This is a genomic window from Xanthomonas sp. LMG 8993 (assembly GCF_009835065.2).
Classification (GTDB): domain Bacteria; phylum Pseudomonadota; class Gammaproteobacteria; order Xanthomonadales; family Xanthomonadaceae; genus Xanthomonas; species Xanthomonas arboricola.
This window is the reverse complement of record NZ_QVIF02000001.1, coordinates 77,099-97,667: the sequence shown is the minus strand read 5'-3', so window position 1 is coordinate 97,667 and position 20,569 is coordinate 77,099. Positions and strand designations below refer to the sequence as shown.

The 20,569-nt window shown below is 66.4% G+C and carries 14 protein-coding genes; 3 read left to right on the top strand and 11 right to left on the bottom strand.

What is annotated here, in order from left to right:
* Positions 1 to 60: 60 nt before the first annotated feature.
* The 4 genes from DYQ94_RS00355 to DYQ94_RS00340 form a co-directional block, all read right to left on the bottom strand.
* The gene (locus DYQ94_RS00355) at positions 61 to 909 is read right to left on the bottom strand and encodes a transporter (RefSeq protein ID WP_126967024.1); all 849 of its coding nucleotides are present in this window, start codon (positions 907 to 909) and stop codon (positions 61 to 63) included.
* An 823-nt stretch (positions 910 to 1,732) separates the two neighbouring features.
* Positions 1,733 to 3,703 (bottom strand): OPT family oligopeptide transporter, encoded by a 1,971-nt coding sequence (locus tag DYQ94_RS00350; RefSeq protein WP_047125795.1) that lies wholly within the window; start codon positions 3,701 to 3,703, stop codon positions 1,733 to 1,735.
* Positions 3,704 to 4,313: 610 nt separating this feature from the next.
* Positions 4,314 to 5,132 carry an HDOD domain-containing protein gene (locus DYQ94_RS00345; RefSeq protein ID WP_054590888.1) on the bottom strand — a complete coding sequence of 273 codons (819 nt, stop codon included), beginning with the start codon at positions 5,130 to 5,132 and terminating at the stop codon, positions 4,314 to 4,316.
* A gap of 211 nt (positions 5,133 to 5,343) precedes the next feature.
* Positions 5,344 to 6,936, bottom strand: coding sequence for an alpha/beta hydrolase family protein (locus DYQ94_RS00340; protein WP_126967039.1), 1,593 nt, complete (start codon positions 6,934 to 6,936; stop codon positions 5,344 to 5,346).
* Between the two features lie 82 nt (positions 6,937 to 7,018).
* Between DYQ94_RS00340 and DYQ94_RS00335 the strand changes: the two genes are divergently transcribed.
* A complete protein-coding gene (locus DYQ94_RS00335; protein WP_080716326.1) occupies positions 7,019 to 7,222 on the top strand; it encodes a hypothetical protein in 204 nt (67 codons plus the stop codon).
* A 146-nt stretch (positions 7,223 to 7,368) separates the two neighbouring features.
* Here the strand turns inward: DYQ94_RS00335 and DYQ94_RS00330 are convergent, their stop codons facing one another.
* The 4 genes from DYQ94_RS00330 to lexA form a co-directional block, all read right to left on the bottom strand.
* The gene (locus DYQ94_RS00330) at positions 7,369 to 10,620 is read right to left on the bottom strand and encodes an error-prone DNA polymerase (protein ID WP_160955127.1); all 3,252 of its coding nucleotides are present in this window, start codon (positions 10,618 to 10,620) and stop codon (positions 7,369 to 7,371) included.
* Between the two features lie 156 nt (positions 10,621 to 10,776).
* A complete protein-coding gene (locus DYQ94_RS00325; protein ID WP_126967025.1) occupies positions 10,777 to 12,195 on the bottom strand; it encodes a Y-family DNA polymerase in 1,419 nt (472 codons plus the stop codon).
* A 9-nt stretch (positions 12,196 to 12,204) separates the two neighbouring features.
* Positions 12,205 to 12,858 (bottom strand): translesion DNA synthesis-associated protein ImuA, encoded by a 654-nt coding sequence (gene imuA / locus DYQ94_RS00320; RefSeq protein ID WP_024938648.1) that lies wholly within the window; start codon positions 12,856 to 12,858, stop codon positions 12,205 to 12,207.
* Between the two features lies 1 nt (position 12,859).
* Entirely contained in the window at positions 12,860 to 13,465 is a 606-nt protein-coding gene (lexA, locus tag DYQ94_RS00315) for a transcriptional repressor LexA (protein ID WP_046341994.1), read from the bottom strand.
* 161 nt (positions 13,466 to 13,626) lie between these two features.
* Here lexA and DYQ94_RS00310 point away from each other — a divergent pair, with 161 nt between their 5' ends.
* The gene (locus DYQ94_RS00310; RefSeq protein WP_016903820.1) at positions 13,627 to 13,848 is read left to right on the top strand and encodes an AbrB/MazE/SpoVT family DNA-binding domain-containing protein; all 222 of its coding nucleotides are present in this window, start codon (positions 13,627 to 13,629) and stop codon (positions 13,846 to 13,848) included.
* Between the two features lie 9 nt (positions 13,849 to 13,857).
* A complete protein-coding gene (locus DYQ94_RS00305) occupies positions 13,858 to 14,283 on the top strand; it encodes a type II toxin-antitoxin system death-on-curing family toxin (protein ID WP_104568814.1) in 426 nt (141 codons plus the stop codon).
* Between the two features lie 87 nt (positions 14,284 to 14,370).
* Here DYQ94_RS00305 and DYQ94_RS00300 read toward each other — a convergent pair whose 3' ends face one another.
* From DYQ94_RS00300 to DYQ94_RS00290, 3 genes are all read right to left on the bottom strand, one after another.
* A complete protein-coding gene (locus DYQ94_RS00300) occupies positions 14,371 to 15,675 on the bottom strand; it encodes a jacalin-like lectin (protein WP_126967026.1) in 1,305 nt (434 codons plus the stop codon).
* Between the two features lie 109 nt (positions 15,676 to 15,784).
* A complete protein-coding gene (locus DYQ94_RS00295; protein WP_160955126.1) occupies positions 15,785 to 17,101 on the bottom strand; it encodes a histidine-type phosphatase in 1,317 nt (438 codons plus the stop codon).
* A gap of 275 nt (positions 17,102 to 17,376) precedes the next feature.
* Positions 17,377 to 20,274 (bottom strand): TonB-dependent receptor, encoded by a 2,898-nt coding sequence (locus DYQ94_RS00290; RefSeq protein ID WP_065031905.1) that lies wholly within the window; start codon positions 20,272 to 20,274, stop codon positions 17,377 to 17,379.
* Positions 20,275 to 20,569 lie beyond the last annotated feature (295 nt).

The following is a 20,569-nucleotide window of genomic DNA, read 5'->3' as shown; positions in this document are numbered from 1 at the left end:
GCAGTCCGCACAGGCGCGGACCGCAGCGGCGTTTTGTATGCGCAGCGCGCGCTGCGCGCGTCAGAAGCGGTGCGACATGCCCACATACACCTGCGCGTCCGGGGTGCGGTCGTTGAGGCCGAAATTGGCGCCCACATCCAGCTGCAGCAGCGGATTGAGCAGATACGCAGCGGCGATGTCGGCCGAATACTGCTCGATGGTCTGCGCCGGGTCGCGGTTGATCGAGGACCACACTTCCACCGCCATCGACAACTTGGAGGTGAGCGGATGCGCCAGGTTGATCGCATTGATCAGCGCAACATGCTTGCCGCTGCCATCGCTGTCGGCCAACCAATCCACCTCAGGCCCGAAGGTCAGCGAGAAGCTGTTGGGCAGCGCGAAATTGATCGGCAATGCGACGCCGCCTTCCCACTCGTCGTTGCCCAGGCCGGTGCGCGCGGTCGGTGCCTTGACGAACGGCAGCAACGCCACGCTGGCGGTGTCGCTTTCGTAGAAACGCGCCTTCATGCGCAGATAGATGTCGCCGCCGCCGCTCAGGCTGCTGCGTGCGCCGGTGGCGCGGTCGGTGGTCTTGACCTGCAGCTGCGGCGCCCAGTTGAGCTGCAGATCGATGCGGTCGCTGACGCCGTATTTGAGCGTGGGATTGGTGAACACCGAGGTTTCGATGCGCGTGCCGGGCTGGCTGTCGCGGGTGTAGCTGCCGATGTCGGTTTCCAGCTGCCAGGCGCCGGTTGGCACGGTACAGGTGGAATTGGCCTTGGTCGGGCGATCGGTACACAGCGCCGCGTCGGTGGCCTCCTGTGCCTGCGCCTGCAGCGCAAGGCTGCACAGCACACCGGCCAGGGCGATACTCAATAAGGGGGCACGGCGTGCGCGGGTGGAACGGTGGGAGATAGCAGCAGTCAGCATTGCAGTGGTTTCCATGGCAAGACGCTGGCCAGATCGCGTGAACGGCCAGCAGTGGGAGGGGGAATGCGCGTGGATGTCGAACGACTGCATGGCCGCTGGAGGGCGGCGTGTTGCCAATCGATCTTATAGGCGTCGGCAGGTCCGAAAACGCCGTCGGTGACAAAAGCGGCCTCAACAGTGTGCGGATGTCGCACAGCGTGATGTGAGTCGCTTTTCCACACCCATCATTAATGGGGTCAGGCGGAGCGATGAACTGCGCCGTGGCGCGTCACCGGGATCGATCGAGGCATGCGGTCGCCGTGGTGCACCATCGGTGCGGGAGACGGCACGATACGGAGCAGCCGCATAAAGTCGCTATGCACGAGGCCTGGGTGGGGCGTAAAGCCGGCGCAAAGGCGCTGCGGTGGTGCAGACGCGATGGCCTGAGCCTTGTGCGTGCATTGCGCGATCGGCAAACGCTTGATGCGTTGGCGCGGTGCAGCTGCGCTCGTCGTGTCAGCTGATTGACCAGATGCGCCAACGACGTTGCCCTGCACCGGCAATGCAGGTCCGCTCACGGTGGCAATGCACGAGCATGCAGGAATGTTCGAACTGGATGTGCCGCTGTGCGGTCACGGCATCGATTCGGTGCACCATGCCTTGCCGGCATGCTGCTGCACTTGCGCGTTCGGCAGCAGGGCCGCATTCGAACCGCGTCTGCGGCAAGGCAATCAGAACTGCGGCAATCCGGTTTCAATGCCACAACGAAAAACGGACACGCATCCAGCGATGCGTGTCCGTCGAGAGGCAGCGCGCGGGCACATGCTTTAGTGAAGCGTCACCCTCAGGCGGTCTGTTCGCCGCGCTTGCCGACGCGGTACAGCAGCCAGCCGACCAGGGCGAGAATCGCCAGGCCGAACCATTGGTTGAGCTGCAGGCTGGCCGGCAACGCCAGCACATCGGCGCGGCTGGACAGCACGATCGGCACCGCGATGGCGATCCCCATCAACGCCTCGCCGGTGATCAGGCCGGCGGCGAACAGCACGCCCGGGCGATGCACGCGGTCGCGGCCATCTTCGTCATCGGCGCGGATCTTGTGGAAGCGCTCCACCAGGTGCGCGATCAGGCCGCCGAGGAAGATCGGCACCATCAGCTCCAGCGGCAGGTAGATACCGATCGCCGCCGCCAGCACCGGCACACGGAAGCGCTTGCCGGTCTTCTTCAGCCATTCGTCCAGCGCGATGATCGCCGCGCCCACTGCGGCACCGATGGCAATCATCGACCACGGCAGCTGCCCGCCGAACAGGCCCTTGGCGACCGAGGCCATCAGCGTGGCCTGCGGTGCAGCGAGCGAGTTGGGGTGCTGCGGCGTGGCCGGGCCAATGCCGTAGGCCTGCGCCAGCAGGTTCAACACCGGCGCCATGATCAGTGCGCAGGAAAACGCGCCGATGCCCAGCATCAGTTGCTGCTTCCATGGCGTGGCGCCGACCAGATAGCCGGCCTTGAGATCCTGCAGGTTGTCGCCGCCCACCGCTGCCGCGCAGCACACCACCGCGCCGATCATGATCGCCGCCACCGCACCCAACGGCGCCGCGCCGATGCCGACCGGCACCAGACCATCCTTGCCGAGCAACAGCACCAGCACCGCCGAGGCGAACAGGATGGTGGAAATGGTGATGCCCGAGACCGGGTTGTTGGACGAACCGATCAGGCCGGCCAGATAGCCGGACACCGACACGAACAGAAAGCCGGCCACGATCATGATGATGGTCATCGGGATCGACACGTGCCACTGCTGCACGATCGCCTGGTACAAGCCCAGCAGCGGCAAGGTGCACAGCACCAGCGCCGCCAGCATCCACTTCATCGGCAGGTCGCGCTCGGTCTCGGCGACCACACCGCCGCCGCTCTTGCGCGCGGCGGCAAAGCCGCTCTTGACGCCGGACAACAGCGACTTGCGCAGCGAGAACAGCGTCCATACGCCGCCGATCAGCATCGCGCCGACACCCAGGTAACGGATCTTCGCGCCCCAGATGCCGAATGCCGCATCGGCCGCCGGCGCACCGACCAGGCTCTGCGCCAGGGCCGGGTCGCTGCCCATGAAGAACTGCTGATACAGCGGAATGGCGATATGCCAGGACAGGATCGACCCGGACAGCACCACGATGCCGACATTCAGGCCGACGATGTAGCCCACCCCCAGCAGCGCCGGCGACAGGTTGGTGCCCAGATAGCCGACCAGCCGGCTGCTGCCCAGATAGGTGGCCTGCGCCCAGGTATCCGGGATCACCCGCAGGCCGCTGGCCGCACCCAGCTTGACCAGCGCGCCGATCGCACCGGACATCGCCAGGATCTTCAGGCCCGGGCCGGGGTTTTCACCGGCCTTGAGCACCTCGGCCGCCGCCTTGCCTTCGGGGAACGGCAGCGGGTCTTCGACGATCATCGAGCGCCGCAACGGCACCGAGAACAGCACCCCGAGCAAGCCGCCCATGCCGGCGATGCCCAGCACCCACCAGTATTTGAAGTCCGGCCAGTAGCCCATGATCACCAACGCGGGGATGGTGAAGATCACCCCGGCCGCGATCGACGAACCGGCCGAGGCACCGGTCTGGACGATGTTGTTTTCCAGAATGGTGCCGCCGCCGAGCAGGCGCAGCACGCCCATCGAGACGACCGCAGCCGGAATGGCGGTGGCGATGGTCAGGCCGGCGAACAGGCCGAGATAGGCATTGGCGGCCGAAAGCACCACCGCCAGCACGATGGCCAGCACGACGGCGCGGAAGGTGAGCTGGCGCGGCTGCGCGTCATGGCTCATGGGCAGTTCCCCTGTGGCAAAAAATCCGGACCACGCTAGCGCCTACACGGGGTTCCGTCCAGCTGCGCCGCGGCGTGACACTGTGCCTGCTGTGGCGGCTGGAATACCCGGGGATGTAGCGACGGGGACGACAGGCGTGTACCAGCGTGTGCCGGCGACTGCATCGCGCATGCGGATCGCAAGCGCATAGGTCGCACGGTGTGGAGGTGGCGGACACTGCTGCATGGCATGCAGACCAGCGGCATACGGCATCAGGATGCAGCGATGTGGTTTTCCGGCTCGTCGACCGACGGAGGCGCCATGAGCGACGCGCGCCGTGGCCGATAGGTGACAACGAGCGATGGACTCGTCATCACGTCCATCGCTCGTACCGGCAGTCGCCTGCCGCCCGTGCTGGCGGGACAATGCGCTGATGAGGGGTCGCGGATGAGGCCGCGCGCCCGTAAGGGCCGACTGGTCTGCTGCTGCAGCGGCCGGCACGCGTTGCCGTTACATCGCTATCGCCGTGAGCACTGGACGCTGCCGTTTTTTCTGCACGTCAGGGATCTGCTGCCGGCGATGGTGCGTCAGCGGCTGCGCCGACGCTGGCGACGTCGGCGCGGCTGTCCGATCAATGCAGCAGTTCGGCAAACGCGCGGTCGGCCTCGATCACGTCCGGCAATGCGGCGAACAAGGCATCCAGATCCACCGTGTCCATCAACGGACCGCGCACCGCCTCCAACGCCGCCGGCGTGGCGCCACCATGTGCACGCAGCGCATCGGATACCTGCACCGCCTGGGCGACCAGCAGCGGCATCCGCGCACCTTCCGGCGCAGCGGCCGGGCGGACCTGATAGGCGATCGCTTCCTGGATGACGGCGGGCAGCTGCCAGCGACGTACCAGCTCGGCGCCGACCTCCGGGTAGCCGAAGCCCAGCTGCAGGGTTTCTTCGGCGGCATGGCCAGCCGATGAGCTGTCGTGATTGATGCGGCTGGCGTAATCCGGCGCGCCGGACTGGATCAGCAGCTCGCCGATGTTGTGCATCATGCCGCAGGTAAACGCGGTTTCCGGATCCACGCCGTGCTGGCGCGCCAGCAGGCGGCAGATGCCGGCGACCTCGAAACTGTGCCGCCAGAACGCCTTCAGATCGAAGCCCGGGCCGGCGCGGAACGCGCCGGTCATCGCCGAGGCCAGCACCAGGGTGCGCAGCGTGTTGAAGCCCAGCCGCATGGCCGCGTCTTCTACGCTGGTGGAGTCGCGCAGGCCGTGGAAGCGCGCCGAATTGGCAAGCCGCAGCACCTTGGCGGCGATCACCGGATCGCGCTCGATGGTGTGCGCCAGCACATCGATGTTGGTTGCCGGATCGTCGAACCGGGCAATCAGGTCCTGCGCCACCTCGGGCACGGTGGGCAAGGTGTGCAACTGGTCGAACAACGCCTCCAACTTCATGATCGCCTCGTGGATGAAAGGTAAGCCAGCGCGGCCGCGCCGGCGTGCATGGTGTAGCACAGACCGGTTGGATGACGATGACCCGCCACGGCGGCTATTCACCCGCGCTTTTGCGTCATCGCCTTGTGGCGGGCTGCCCCGCCGGTCGCGTAGCGACGGCCATCATGGATGGCGCGGTCGACAAGATCCGGATATGCGTGCGTTGACGCGGTCAGTTCGCTTTGGCACCACCCAGCGACTTGGCCAGAAACGCCAGCAACTGCGTATAGAACGCACGCCGATGCGGCTCGGTATAGAACCCGTGGCCTTCGGTGTCGTAGTACAAGGTTTCCACCGGCGTTCCGGCCTGGCGCAATGCCGCCTCCATGCGCTTGCTGTGCTGGATCGGCGCGCGCTCGTCCTCACCACCGGCCGCCAGAAACACCGGGACCTTGATCTGCTTGGCCAGATGGACCGGCGAGCGTGCGGCCAGGGTTGCCGGATCGCCCAGCCATTGCTTCAGATAGTTCTCGCCTGAACCGCGCTTCTGGATGTCGCCGCTGGTGAACATCATCGGCAAATCGTAGACGCCGACATAGCCGGCCGCGCAGGCATACAACCCAGGTTCCTTGGCTGCCCCCATCAGGGCTGCATACGCCCCATAACTTGCACCAAAGATGCAGATCCTGCGCGCATCCGCATAGCCTTGCGTCACCGCCCAGCGCGTGGCGTCGGTGACGTCATCCTGCATGGTGCCGCCCCACTGGCGCGCGCCGGCATGCTGGAAAGCGCGGCCGTAATTGCCGGAACCACGGAAATTGATCTGCAGCACCGCATAGCCGGCCTGCGCCAGCAACTGCGCGTCGTCGTCGAACTGCCAGCTGTCGAAGATCTCGAACGGGCCGCCATGCGGCATCACCACCATCGGCAGGTTCTTTGCCGCGCCGGTGCGCGGCAGCGTGAGGTAGCCATGCAACGGCACGCCATCGCGTGCCTGCAGCGCGATGGGCTGCACGGTCGCGGTGCGCTCGGGATCGAACCAGTCGCGTCGGCTGATCACGTGCTGGGCTTTTTTCTCCTGCGTATCGAACACATAGAAATCGCCAGGGTTGCTGCCCGAATCGACCTGCAACATGACGTAGCGGCCATCGCTGGTACTGGAGGTGATACGCACGGCGTTGCCGGCGAAGGCGGCCTCCAGGCTGTGATACATCCGCGCCTCGGGGCCCTGCTCGTCGAAAAAGCGGCTGCGCGGACGGTCAGCCATGAAAATGGCACCCACCGGGATCGTGGTGCCGTTGCGATAGATGACGTCCAGTGGATCGGCCACTGCGTCACGCAGCACCTGTTCACGGCGATTGGCCTGGATGTCCCAAGCCACGATCGCATCGGGGCCATCGGCAGCCTGCACGCGCAGGTAGGCAATGCGCTCGTCCTGCGAAAAGCCCAGTGGGGTTTCGATGCGGCCGCTGGCCTGTTCGTCGTTGAGCAGCGTCCACTCGGTTCCACCACCAACGCGGTAATACAGCTTGCTGACATTGTCCGAGCCTGCGCCCTGCGCAAAACGCACCTCGCCATGGTGGTCGGTGGTGAAGCTGGCGCGCTGAATCGGGGCACGCGCCAGCGGAAGACGCCGACCTGTGTTGACGTCGAGCTTTTCTGCGCGCGTGTACGGGTCCTGCCCTGACAACGGCCAGATGCCGACGACCACGTTGCGATCGTCATCGGGCAAGGTATCGGTGAGGAATGCGGCAACTGCTTCGGTTTTCTTGACCTTGATGTTGGTGCCAAGCCCGGTGCCTCGAGCACGATAGCCCACCAGCAACTCGACACCAGTGCCATCGGCATTGATGGCATACAGCTCGCCGGTCGGCAACGGCTTGTCGAGCAGACCGTATTTCTGTGCGATGGAGATCAACACACGCGTCTCGCTGACCCAGGCAAAGTCGCTCACATACGTGTTCTTCTCCAGCACAAAGGTTGCGCCCATGCTGTTGTCCGAACGCCGCACGATCGCCAGCGCGGTCTTGTCTTCCATCGGCACGGTAGCGGCGAAAAACGCGCCGCTGGGCGATAGCTTGATATCGGCAAACTTGTCTTTTTTGATATAGGCGCCAACATCCACCTGCGCTGCGGCAGTGCCGGCAGCCATCAGCAACCCCAAGGCCGCAATAAAAATCCTTTTCCGCACGTACTGCTCCATGTCGTGTGCAAACTGAGCGCGAAATTTACCAGCAATCGCAGACCAGACAAAGTTTCAATGAAAATCGCGCGAGGGCAGCTGCATTTCGCCGAGCAGGTCGCTGAGGTCGTGCAGATCGCCGGCGATGAGATGCTCCACGCCGTCCACGCGCTCCCAGCGGCCGCGGACGGCCAGCAGGCGCGATTCCAGCAGTGCGCGGCGGCGGCGCAGCGCCAGGTGCGACCAGACGATGACGTTGATCATGCCGTGCTCGTCTTCCAGGGTGACGAAGATGGTGCCCTTGGCGGTGGCCGGGCGCTGGCGCTGGGTGACTAGGCCGGCGACATGCACGCCGCTGCCGTGACGGCGGCCCTGCAGGTCGCGCAGGCCGAGGATGCGCCGCTGCTGCATCTGGGGGCGCAGCAGTGCCATCGGATGCTGGCGCAGACTCAGGCCGACCGAGCGATAGTCGGCCAGGATCTCTTCGCCTGCGCGCGGGGCTTCAAACGTCACCGTGCGTTCTTCGGGGCTGCCCGGTAATAACGGCCGACGCGCTTCCACGCCAGCCATCGCCCAACGCGCAGCATTGCGATTGCCCACCATGCCCTGCAAGGCGCCGGCTTCGGCCAATGCCAGGCGCGCCTTTTCGTCGAGTGCGGCGCGCAGGCACAGATCGCCGATATCGGCGAAGGCCCGCTGCGCGCGTGCCGCGACAATGCGGTTGGCCACCACTTCCGATAACCCGGCGATCTGGCGCATGCCCAGCCGGATCGCCGGTTGCTCGCCGGGGTCGTCGTCGCTGCGCCAGGGCCGGCCACCGACCAGCGTGTTGTCCCAGTCGCTGTGCAACACGTCCACAGGCAACACCTCCACGCGCGCACGCTCGGGACTGCCGCGGCGTGCGTCCTGCACGATCTGACTGGCCGAGTAGAAGCCCATCGGCTGCGCATTGAGCAGCCCGCAGGCGAAGGCCGCCGGCTCATGGCGCTTGAGCCAGCAGCTGGCGTAGACAAGCTTGGCGAACGAGGCGGCGTGGCTTTGCGGGAAACCGTAGGAACCGAAGCCCTTGATCTGCTCGAAGATCTGGTCGATGAAGGTGGAGGCGTAGCCTTTGCCCTGCATGCGCTCGCGCACCCGTTCGCGGTGCTGTTCCATGTCGCCGCCGCGCCGCCAGGCGGCCATCGAGCGGCGTAGATTGTCCGCTTCGCTCTCGCTGTAATCGGCAGCGTGCATCAGCAGCTCCATCACCTGTTCCTGGAATAGCGGAACTCCAAGCGTCGGCTTGAGAATGTCCTCCACCTCTGGCGAGGGGTAGTTCACGTCCTCGCGCCCCTGCCGCCGGCGCAGATACGGGTGCACCATGTCGCCCTGGATCGGGCCGGGGCGCACGATCGCCACTTCGATCACCAGGTCGTAGAACACCGCAGGCTTGAGCCGCGGCAACATCGCCATCTGCGCGCGCGACTCGATCTGGAATACGCCGACCGTGTCGGCGCGCTGGATCATCTTGTAGGTCGGCTCGTCATTGCCTGGCAGTGTGGCAATGCTGTAATCGCGCCCGCGGTGGCCGCGCACCAGCTCCAGCGTCTTGCGGATGCAGGTCAGCATGCCCAGCGCCAGGCAATCGACCTTGAGCAGCTTCATGGTTTCCAGATCGTCCTTGTCCCACTGGATGATGGTGCGGTCGGCCATCGCGGCGTTTTCCACCGGCACCAGCAGCGACAGGGGTTGGTCGGAGATGACGAAACCGCCGACATGCTGCGACAGATGGCGCGGGTGATCGCGCAGTTGCTCGGTCACCGCAAGAATCTTGTTGATCAGCGGGTTGGCCAGATCGAACCCAGCCTCTTCGATGCGCTGTTCCATCGGCGTTTCGCCATTGCCCCAGCCATAGCAATTGGCCAGCAACGCAATCTGGTCCGGCGGCAGGCCGAACGCCTTGGCCACATCGCGCACGGCGCTCTTGCCGCGATAGCAGATCACCGTCGCCGCCAATGCCGCGCGTTCGCGGCCGTACTTGTTGTAGACGTACTGCAGCACCTCCTCGCGGCGTTCGTGTTCGAAATCGACGTCGATGTCCGGGGGCTCGTCGCGTTTTTCGGACAGGAAGCGTGCCATCAACAGACGCGTTTCATCCGGGTTGACCGCGGTGATGCCCAACGCATAACACACCGCCGAGTTGGCCGATGAGCCACGGCCCTGACAGAGAATGTGCTGCTCGCGGGCGAAGCGCACCACGTCCTGCACGGTGAGAAAGAAGGCCTCGTAGCTCTTATGCGCGATCAGCGCCAGTTCCTTCTCGATGTCGGCGCGTACCTTTGCCGGCGTTCCATCCGGCCACCGCTCGCGCATCCCCTCTTCGGTGAGCTGTCGCAGATAACTCGCCGGCGTATGCCCTTGCGGCACCAGTTCGCGCGGATAGGTGTATTCAAGCCTGGAGATATCGAAGCTGCAGCGCTGCGCCAGGTCCACCGCGGCCTGCAACAGCGCATCCGGATAGATGTTGCCCAAGGCACGCCGCGTGCGCAGATGGCGCTCGCCGTTGCGGAACAGGTGCGCGCCGCACTCGGCCAACGGCAAGCCGTGGCGGATGGCGGTCAGGGTGTCCTGCACGATGCGCTCGCGCCGCTGCGCCATATGCACATCGCCGCTGGCCAGAGCGGTCATGCCCAGTTGCTGCGCCAGCAGCTGCAGGACAAGCAACCGCGCCGCATCGTCCTGTTCGCGGTGCAGTTCCACCGCCAGGAATGCACGCTCGCCGAACAGCTGCTGCAGCCAGGCGCCCTGCTCGGCCTGCGGCTGCGCGCCGGGTAACCACAGCGCGAACACGCCCGGTTCCACCGCGCGAAACTGCGCCTCCACCTCGGCACGCCCGAGCCGGTACGCACCCTTGCCTGCCGCACGCCGCGCGGTGGTGATCAGCGCGCACAACTGCGGATAGCCATGCGCGTTTTCCACCAGCAGCACGAAGCGGGTGCCATCGACCAGGGTGAATTCGCTGCCGACGATCAGGCGCACGCCGGTGGCGCGCGAGGCTTCCAGGCCGCGCACGATGCCGGCCAGCGAGCACTCGTCGGTGATCGCCAGGGCGCTGTAGCCGCAGTGGTGCGCGCGCATGAACAATTGTTCGGCGCTGGAGGCGCCGCGCAGGAACGAAAAATCCGACAGGCAGTGCAGCTCGGCATAGGCAGGCAGCCCATCGGCGACCATGGCATGGGCGATGTCGTCGTTTGCCGCGCGCAACCGCGCGGCGACCGTCCAGGCGCGCGGCATGCGTCCACCGGGCGTATCGCGGTCCACGCCGTCGACGGCGTCATCCCAGCTCATGCGCGCACCTCTTCGACATCGCGCTGCCGCCACACATGCGCTGCAGATCGACGCGCTGCGTTTGCCTCTTCGGTCCGTGGCATCGGACGCGTGCGGCACCGCTGCGATGACCAGCCCCGCAGGCAATGCTCGGCTGCTGCAAGGGCACGCAACCGATCATGCGAACCACCCGTGCAGCATCCAGCCATCGACACGGCCAGGAGCGGCGAACGCCCAGCCACGCCGGCCGCGTGCGGTTTCCACCACGTAGTAATCGCGGCGCGCCTCGTCGTCGTCCCACCAGCCGCTTTCCAGCCGCTCCGGGCCGGAGATGATGCGCAGCTGCGTCTCGTGCAGGGGCACCGGCTGCGGCAACAGCCAGGTCGGGCGCGGCGGACGCGGCGGTGCATGGGCTTCGCGCACTGCATCACCGATGGCGCGCCGCCAGGCACGTTCCGGGCGCGGGTCGTCGGCCGGCAGCACGCGATACACCGCCTCATCGCCCAGCCGCGCGCGCAAGCGCTCGCGCAGCTGCGGCCATTCCACCGATTGCTGCGCACGTTGATCGAACAGATCGCGCATGGCCGGCACGAACGGTGGCAGCTGCCGCGCCAGCAGGCGCATCGCCACTACCGGGCGTGGAATCTCCACCCGCTCCAGCCGGTTACGCGCAAGCTCGAACAACAGCGTCGGCGCGCGCTCCGGCGTCAGCAAGCCGATCTCGACATCGGTGGCGCCTTCCTCGTGTTCCAGCCGCAGCAGGAACCGTTGCACGCCGCCGTCGCGGATGGACAGGTAGGTGCACAGGTCGCCGATCAGGCGCCGCAGCGGGAACAGCAGCGCCGGATGCATTTCCACCTCGTAGCCGAGTTCCACACGCTGGTCGAAGTGGTCCGGTGGCGCGTAGCACTCCAGGGGGTCGTCGACCTGGCCGTAGAGGCGGTCCAGATGCTCGAGCAGGCCCGCGCCGAACCGCCGGCGCAGCCCATCGCGCGGCAACGCGCGCACCGCCGCCAGCGTGCGCACGCCCATGTGTTGCAGGCGCTCGCCGGCATCGCCCGGCAACGCGGCGCGGCGTACCGGCACCTTGTCCAGCGTGGCGTGCAAGGCCGGCAACTGCGTCACCACCATGCCATCGCGCAGACCGGCCAGCACGCGCGCGGCGCGCGGCGTAGGTGCCAGTGCGAGCCGGTGCCGGAAGCCCAAGGCCTGCAGTTCATCGCGCAGGCGGCGCTCGAAACGCGGCCATGGACCGAACAACCGAAAACTGGCACCGGCCTCCAGCACGATGGCACGCGACCATTGCTGGCTCACCAACGAACTGTGCCGGTACGCCCACGCCGCAAGAAACCGCTGCGTGCGCGCCTCAGCCTGGGCCTCGTAATCAATGATGCGTACATGGGACATCAGCGCATGCGCCGCCGACAGCCGCATGCCGGCTTTCAGGCCGGCGGCGGACGCCGCTGCATTGACCGAGTGCAGGCTGCGCAACTGCGCCGGGCCTTCCACCAACGCCAGCGGTGCGTCCGGCTCTTCCAGACGCCGGAGGACGGCGTCCAGCGCCAGCTGCGGCAGCAAGATGCAGGCCCACAACATGCGCGCGCCTCAATGCGCCAGCCGCAACGGCTGCGACGGGACCTGCCCGCCGCGGCACTTGCGTACCTGCCAGGCATCGCGCTCGGGCAGGAATTCCAGCCGTAACGCCGCCGGCGATGCATTGACCGCATGCTTGCGATCGCGCAACGCGAACGCGCAGCAGTTGCCGCTGTCGGCGGCGACCTGCAGCCGCCGCAATGCGCGTGCATCGCCGGTCTGCGGCCAGCCCAGCACTGCCGCGCATGCGCCACTGCGCAGGCATTGCTCGAACGCCCACAAGGCATCGCGCGGCTCGGCCTGCACCACTTCCAGATGTTCCAGCACCACCCCGCCCGCCTGCCAGGCCGGCGCATAGGGAATGAACGGCGGCGCCACCAGCACCACCCGGCTGCTGGCGCCGGTCATGCGCGCCAGCGTGGGCAACAGCAGGGCGATCTCGCCCACGCCATGCGCGGGCAGCAGCAACTCGGTCAGTGCCCGCCGCGGCCAGCCGCCATCGGGTAGCAGCGCATCCAGCGCCGCATGCCCGGTGGATTCGCCGCCATGGGCGATGGCGGTGCCACGACCCGCGCGCCACACCGTGCGCGCGGCCAGCAGGGCGTCCAGCGGCAAGGCGACTGCCGCGTTGCCGTCCTGCCTGATGCGCGCGGGCTCCTGGCTCATCTCAACCCTGCCGGATCAGACCGCAGTACAGTCCTTCGATCGCGAAGTCGGCATCGGCCGCCACTACGATCGGCGCGTGCGCGCGGTTGCGCGGCAACAGGCGGATGCGTTCGGCACCGCGCTCCAGCCGCTTGATGGTGATTTCGCCATCCACCCGCGCCACCACGATCTGCCCATCGCGCGCCTCGCTGCTGCGATGCACGCCGACCAGATCGCCGTCCAGGATGCCGTCGTCGATCATCGAATCGCCTTGCACCTGCAGCAGATAGTCCGGGCGCAAGGAGAACAGCGTGCGGTCCAGCCACAACTGCCGGTCCAGGCCGATATCCGCCCCGATCGGCACACCGGCCGCCACCCGGCCCAGCACCGGCAAGGCCAGCAAGGCATCGCGCGCGGCCCCGCCCGGCATGCGGATGCCGCGCTTCTGATTGGGCAACAGCTCGATCAACCCGGCCTCGGCCAGCGCCTGCACGTGCTTCTGCGCGGCATTGCGCGAGGCGAACCCGAACGCCTGCGCAATCTCGGCCAGGCTGGGGGATACCCCTGCACGCGCCTGTTCCTGCAGGAAAGCCAGCACCGCCTGACGCTTGGGGGAGAGAGATTCCATGGGAGTGCAACGGCCGGCCGGGACAAGGTGTACATTTGTACACCTGTCGGTCGCAGCAGGCGAGATCGGCCCATGCAGGTTGCTGAGCCGCTTCAGCCAGGACGGGCTTGTGATCGGCGGGAGACGGAGTTATAACTTACGTACTAACGAAGGCGTCGGCCATGAAGCTCAAGATCACCTCCATCGGCAATTCCGCTGGCGTCATCCTGCCCAAGGAACTGCTCGCCCGCCTGCGCCTGGGCAAGGGCGACGAACTCTATGCACTGGAAACGCCCGACGGCATCAAGCTGACCGCGTTCGACCCGACCCTGGCCGCGCAGATGGATGTGGCCGAGCAGGTGATGCGCAACCGCCGCGCGTTGCTGCACAAGCTGGCGCAATAAGGCTCGACCATGATCGTCTGGATCGAGCGGCCACTTGTCCTGGCCATCCACGATCGCCAACTGGCCGAACACGGCGGCGGCAGCGGCGTGCGCGACGACGCCCTGCTCGACTCGGCACTTGCCAGGCCAAAGCAACTGCTGTCCTACGGCGAGCCGCCACCGGACCTGGCTGCGCTTGCCGCCAGTCTTGCCTACGGATTGGGCCGCAACCATCCGTTTGTCGACGGCAACAAGCGCACTGCCGCCGTCGCTTGCGAAACCTTCATCGTGCTCAACGGAGCGACCTTGGCCGCCGATGATCTGGAACTCTACGGTTTCTACATCGGCCTGGCCGATGGCTCACTCGATGAAGCGGCCTGCGCCGCGTGGTTGCGCTCACGCCTGCGCTTGCGGCATCCAGACCGCGTGCACGAATCGGCGCCGTCATATGGGTGACTGGTAGCCCGGCAAGCCTACAGTGCAGCAGCCATCCATGGCGCGCATCGCTGCCCTGCCGCTGTCACTGAAAAACAGCGTCAGCGCCTAGTCCTTCGCATACACCACCCCCAGCTTGTCGATCTCCTCACCCGCGCGACCGGTGAAACCGGCGATATGCCAGCCGCTGGGAGCGCTCAGCGTGTAGCTCTCGCTGGTCGGGCTGCCCACCTGCACGCTGCGGCCTTTGTTGGTGCGCAGGCTCAGCGAGAACAGGCGGGTGCGGTCGTTGTACTTGCCCACGGTGAAGGTGGCCGAGGACAGCGTTTCGTTGGCACCCAGCGACAGTGTGGTCGCCTGCCCACCGCTGCCGCCATGCGCGAGCAGCTTGCCGCTGTCCAGGATCACGCCGACGCCATCCAGGCGTGCACCGCCGCGCAGGGTCACGCCACTGAGCGGACGCACGCCAGGGTTGCCGGCCAGATCGTTGAACGGAACGCCATGCGGACCACCGAACTGGTCGCTGGTGCGCAATCGGTCGCCCACGGCCCATCCGAATTGCGCATGCAGCGGGTAGTGGTCGGACAGCGGCTTGCCGGCGCTGTCATAGAAGCCGCCGCCATCGAGCTGGTAACGGTTGGCCACCAGGGTCAATTGCGGCGCATCGCGGTACAGGATCTTGTCGACCACTTCGCAGCTATTGGTGGGCGGCGTGCCGCACAACAGCGGTGCGGCGCCGGCCGCCGGTGCTGCGCCCTTGATCAGCTCCACCCACGGATCGGTCAAACCGTTGGAGGCGATCAACTCGCGGATGTTGTCGTCGCTGCGGGTGTAGCGCGTATTGGAATCCATCATCACCAGCACCGCATTGCCGGCCGACCAGGTCTGGATGAACTGCGAGAGTTGGCCGATATTGGCGCGACGTGCGGACAGGTCGCCCGCTTCGACCCCGGCATTGGGGTGCGCGTTGTAGACGTCCAGTAACACGCCGTCTGCCAGGCGCACGCGCATGTAACTGAAACCCTTCGGGGTCAGGCAGTCGGTGCCGTTGCACTGGTTCCACTTGACCCGGGTGAAGTCGTTGAAGGGATAGTTGCTGAGCGTGTTGAGGCCGTCGCCGAACGCGGCACCGCCACTGGTGGCAGTGCGGTAGGGATGCGCGTCGCCGGCGTACAGCGTGGCGTGGTAGTTGAAGTCTTCCTGCACGTTGACCAGCCCGTAAGGCGCCAGTTTCGGTGCGAGCAGTGCGGTGTTGGTGGCCGGCGTTCCGCTGGACAGGCCTTCGGGCAGGCCGGCGACGTTGTAGGTCAGTACGTCGAGTACGCCGACGTCCGTTTGCGCCTGGGCGATGCCTGCGCAGGCAAGACCGAAAGTGATTCCGAGACTGACGAGAGTACGTCGCTGGTGGAGCATAAATCGCCTCTTGCAGTGATGAGAAACAGCGGCTGGCACGGTGGCCAGGGAAACGGCGCCGATGCGCCGATGCAACCACGCGCGCCGACCGCGGCCGGCGCGCGCGGCGTCATTCGCTCAGGTAATGCGGGTCGATCGCGGCGTCGATCAATGTCGCCAGGGCTGGTAGCGGGCAGTCGTACTCCGGGGTGGCGCTGCTGCAGCCGGGAATGAACACCGGCGATGACGGCGGCGGCGCCTGCAGTGTCAGTGCGCGCCGTTCGCGCAGTTGCGCCAGCGTCTGCGCGGTGTAGCGCAGGCGGATCACCCGCTGCCCATCGGCACGCCGCCAGCGCTCGAAGACCAAGGCGCCGCCAGGCACGGTCTGGTCGGGTTGGTAACCAGGCAATTGCCAATGCAGATCGAACATGCCGGCCAGCAAGGTCAGCGTGCCGTCGTGACCGGACAGCACCACCAGCCGTGCATCGCCACCGATCGGCGTTGTGTGCGATGGATTGCGATTGCCACTGGCAACGCTGCCTTGCTGCAATGTCGCCAGCAGCCGCGCCGCCAGCGGCGTACTGGCCATGCGCGCCACCGTCGGCGCACGCAGGCGCAGCGCGAACTCGGCCTGATGCGGTGCGAACGCGCGCAGCAGACTGGCTTCGTCCACGCCTTGCCATCCCAACGCGGCAAAGTCCTGGCCGTCGGCCCAGCCCATCAACAGGCTTTCGCTGATGCCGGAGGCTGCCGGTGCCGGGCCTTGGACACCGGCGATTCCGTCGTGGGCAGCGCCCATGCCTGCGGGCACCGCATCCAGGCGTTGCTTGCCGGCACCGGCCTGGGTCAGGCACGGCCGCTGCGCGCATTGCAGCAACAGTTGCTGCAAGCTGTCGATCGCATCGCGTTGCGCCGCATTCCAGGCGACCACATCGCCACCGACGCGGCCGGCAATGGCCGCGCGCATCAACGCCGCCGCAGCGGGTTGTCGCAATGCCGGCGCGCCGTCAAACAGTGGATCGGACGCGTCATCGGCCACGTGGTGCACCGTGTTCGTACACCCCGGGGTGAGCGTGCTTGCCAACGCACGCGCCGAGGCGATGGTGCGCTGGGTGCGATTGGCCCAGTAGTAGACATTGGCGCAGCCATCGCCATCGAACAGACCCAGCGGCGTGTAACGGGCGCGGTAGTAGGCACCGAATAATGCCTCCAGACGCGCACCGTTTGCGGTCAGGTGGCCGGCCGGCACATCGAAGCGTGGCCAGGGACGTGCGGAATAGCGACCCAGTTGCTCCGGGCTGGACATCGCCGCACGCACGCCGTGGCGCTTGAGGATGACGACTTTCTCAAGCGTCTCCGACGTGGCGGCGGCAGGCGCTACCGGCGTAGCCAGGCCGGCCACGATCAAGACAAAAAAACCGATACAGCTACGAAGCAGTAATGACATGAGTGGTCTCAACACGTGATGCAGGTGCTGCACACCGCGATACGCGGCGATGTGCCGCTGGCAACAGCGCCACAGCCGAAGTCATGGCCCTTGCAGATGGCGCCTTGCAGCAAGGCGCCCGGTGGCGGCATTGGCTGCCGCCAACAGACTGGATCGGCGATCACGACGGCTGCGCTCGTCGCAAGGCCTTCATGGCGGTATGTCACCCGCAAGCGCAGCGCCCCCGATGCACACCGCACGTCGCTGGCAACTGCCCGTCAGGTCTCCAGCCCTTGTCAAAAGCGCGCGCGCAACCCCAGCGACCAGGTGCGGCCGTAGTCGGTATAGCCGCCGAACAAGTGATCGCCAACGAACTGGCGCTGCACTTCGCCGGTGAGATTGATCGCGTTGACGAATACCGAGAGCGTGTCGTTGACCTTGTAGGCGACATTGGCATCCAGGCTGCCGAACCGGTCGCTGTTGAGCGTGGCCACATTGGCGGTACCCACCGCGTTGAGGATGTCGTCGCTCCAGCTGTAGCTGACGCGCGCCATCAACGGCCCCTTCTCGTAAAACAGCACGGCGTTGTAGGTGTTCCTGGCCACGCCTTCCAGGCTGTCGGTGAAGCTGCCGGTGCCGTCGTGATAGGTCGCCTTGCTGTCGGTCCAGGTGTAGTTGAGCTGCATGCCCAGGCCGTCCAGCGGCGACGGCAGGCCGCTGAAGACCTGCTGATACGCCACTTCCGCGCCTTGCACCATCGCCTTGCTGCCGTTGGTCTTGGACGACAGCAGATAGGTCTGGCCTTGGTAGACCAGGTTGGACATCTGGGTCTGGATGAAGCTGGAGATGTCCTTGTAGAACAGACCGCCGGTCAGTGCCGAGGTGCCGTCGATGTACCACTCGAAGGTCAGGTCGTACTGCCACGCTTCGAAGGGCTGCAGCGCTGGGTTGCCGCCGCTGGCGGTGAGGCGTTCGCCACTGGAATTGAAGGTCAGCTTGGACGACAGATCGGTAAGGTCCGGGCGCGTGATCACCTTGGCCGCGGAAGTCCGCAGCACCATGTCCTCGCGCACATCCCAGGCCGCGTTGAACGAAGGCAGCACATTGGTATAGCTGCGCTCGAAATGCACCGGCTGTGCGCTGCCGTTGACATCGGCATGGCCATCGGTGGCCTGCTCGGTGCGCACCACGCGCGCGCCGACATTACCGCGCAGCTCGCGGCCCGCCAGCTGGGTGGCGAAGTTGCTCATCGCGTACGCCGAGGCGATCTTTTCCTGCACCTCGTAGGAATTCTGCAGGTCGGCGCTGTTGGGCGTGTTGCTCAGATCGGCGCTGGTCGGCCAATTGCCCCAGAACGCGGATTCGATCGGCGCCAGCCATTGCCGCGGCAGGTTGCCGTTGGCGTCCGACAGCATGTCGCCCACCGGCAACGCGGTGAAATAGCTGCCCGGGAAACGTACCCCGGCAATGCTGTTGAGCAGCAGGTCGGCGCGATCGTAGGTGCGCGAGCGCTGGCGGTACTTGGCGCCCACCTTGAAGTCGCGAAAGAAGCTGCCGTCGAGTGTGCGCCTGGCATCGAACTGCAGCGCGTCTTCCTTGTCGCGCGCATCGATCTCGCGCCATTCCAGCCGGCGCCCTGCCACGGTGGCCGGGTTGGTCGGATCGAAGCCGTTGGTGAAGCTCCAGTCCGGTACGTTGTCGCCGTCGGCTTGCGGCATGTCCACGCGCATCGACAGGTTGGTGCCGCTGCGCAGACGGGTGCGCCGGATCGGGTCGGAGTCGTAGCTGTGCGCCTGCGAGTGGAACGCCACTGCGCCCAGTGTCCACTGGTCGCCGCTCCAGGTGCTGGACAGGCGTGCGCTGCGGTTGTCGTCGGTGATACCGGAGGTCTCGCGCGAGATCTGCACCTGGCCGTTGCGATAATCGAAGCCGGTGATACCGCCATTTTCCACCCGCAGATTGCTCAGCTTGGCCAGGCTGTCGAAGCCCACGCCCATGCTGTATTCGTCGTAATGCACGGTCTGCCTGGCGTAGAGCAGATCCAGGTTGGTCTCCCACGCCGCGCTGGGCTTCCATTGCAGCGAGGCCGCCACGCCGGTGCGCTCGCGCTCTTCCAGTTCCAGCGTCGGGCGCAGGCCGGTCGGCACATAATTGGCACCGGGCACACCCGGCACGCCGTTGCGGTAATAGTCCCAGCTCACCTCGTTGACGCGGTCCTGGCGCAGCGTGCGTTGCGCATACGCGCCGGAAATCAGCATGCCGAAGGTACCCTCGGCATTGACCCAGTTGAACAGCCCGGAGACGCGCGGATCGTTAGCCTGGGTGCGCTGGGCCTGGCTGGATTCCAGCGATACGTTGGTCAGTGTCTTGCCCAGCTCCAGCGGGCGGAATGTACGCACGTTGACAATGCCGCCGATGGCGCCTTCGTCCAGGTCGGCGGTGGGGCTCTTGATCACGTCCAGCCCGGAGACCAGTTCGGCCGGCAGCGTGTCGTAGCGGAATTGCCGCCCGGTCTGGCCGGAGGTGCGCACGTTCTCGTTGACCGCCATGGTCTGGCCGTTGAGCGTGGTGACCTGGAAATTCGGGCCCAGGCCGCGCACGCGCACGTACACGCCTTCGCCGCGGTCGCGCACGATCGACACGCCCGGCACGCGCTGTAGCGCCTCGGCCACGTTCTGCGCGGGCAGCTTGCCGATGTCTTCGGCGGCGATCACATCCACCACGCTGTCGGCGTAGCGTTTCTGGCGCAACGCGGCGCTGAGGCTGCCGGCGTAACTGCCGAGCACCTGGATGCTGTCCAGTTCCTGCACCGGCGCGTCTGCACGCGGCACCGGTGCCGTGGCGACCGCGGCCGTTGCCGGAGCCGCTGGCGGCAGGCCGGGCGCCGGCTCGGCGGTTTCGATCGTCACCGTGGTCGCATCGAGATAGCGGTAGCGCAGGCCGGTACCGTCGAGCAATTGCTGCAGGGCCTGCTCGGGTGCGACGCCGGCCGCGGTGGCGCGGGTCTGCGGGTTGCCGGCCACGCCGGCGGCATAGACAAACTGCAGCCCGGTCTGGCGCGACAGCGCATTGAGCGCGCGCGCCAGGGGCTGGGCCGGAATCGCATCGACCGCGACGGTGGCAGCAGCCGTCTGGGCGCCAGCGGTACCGGCATGCAGGGCGAGAGCGATCGAAAGAAACAACGTACGGCGCATCGTGAAATCCAGTAGGGGAGGAAGCAATGCGCAACACCACCCGCCACGCGGGGAATGCTGCGTTGTACCTGGACTACGAGCATCGACAGCGACGATCGGGCACCGTTTTTTGATGAATTTTCTGTGACATCTGCGCAGGCACCGAACGGTGCGGGCACGACGCACGGCATCTGCATCGCGCTGCGCCTTGCGTGCACGAGGACGTGAGGTCTTGCATGTGCGTGGACGCAGCCGCAGACGGCCATCGGCATGCACGCGGCGCAATGGCATCGGCAACCCCATCCACTGCGCGCAG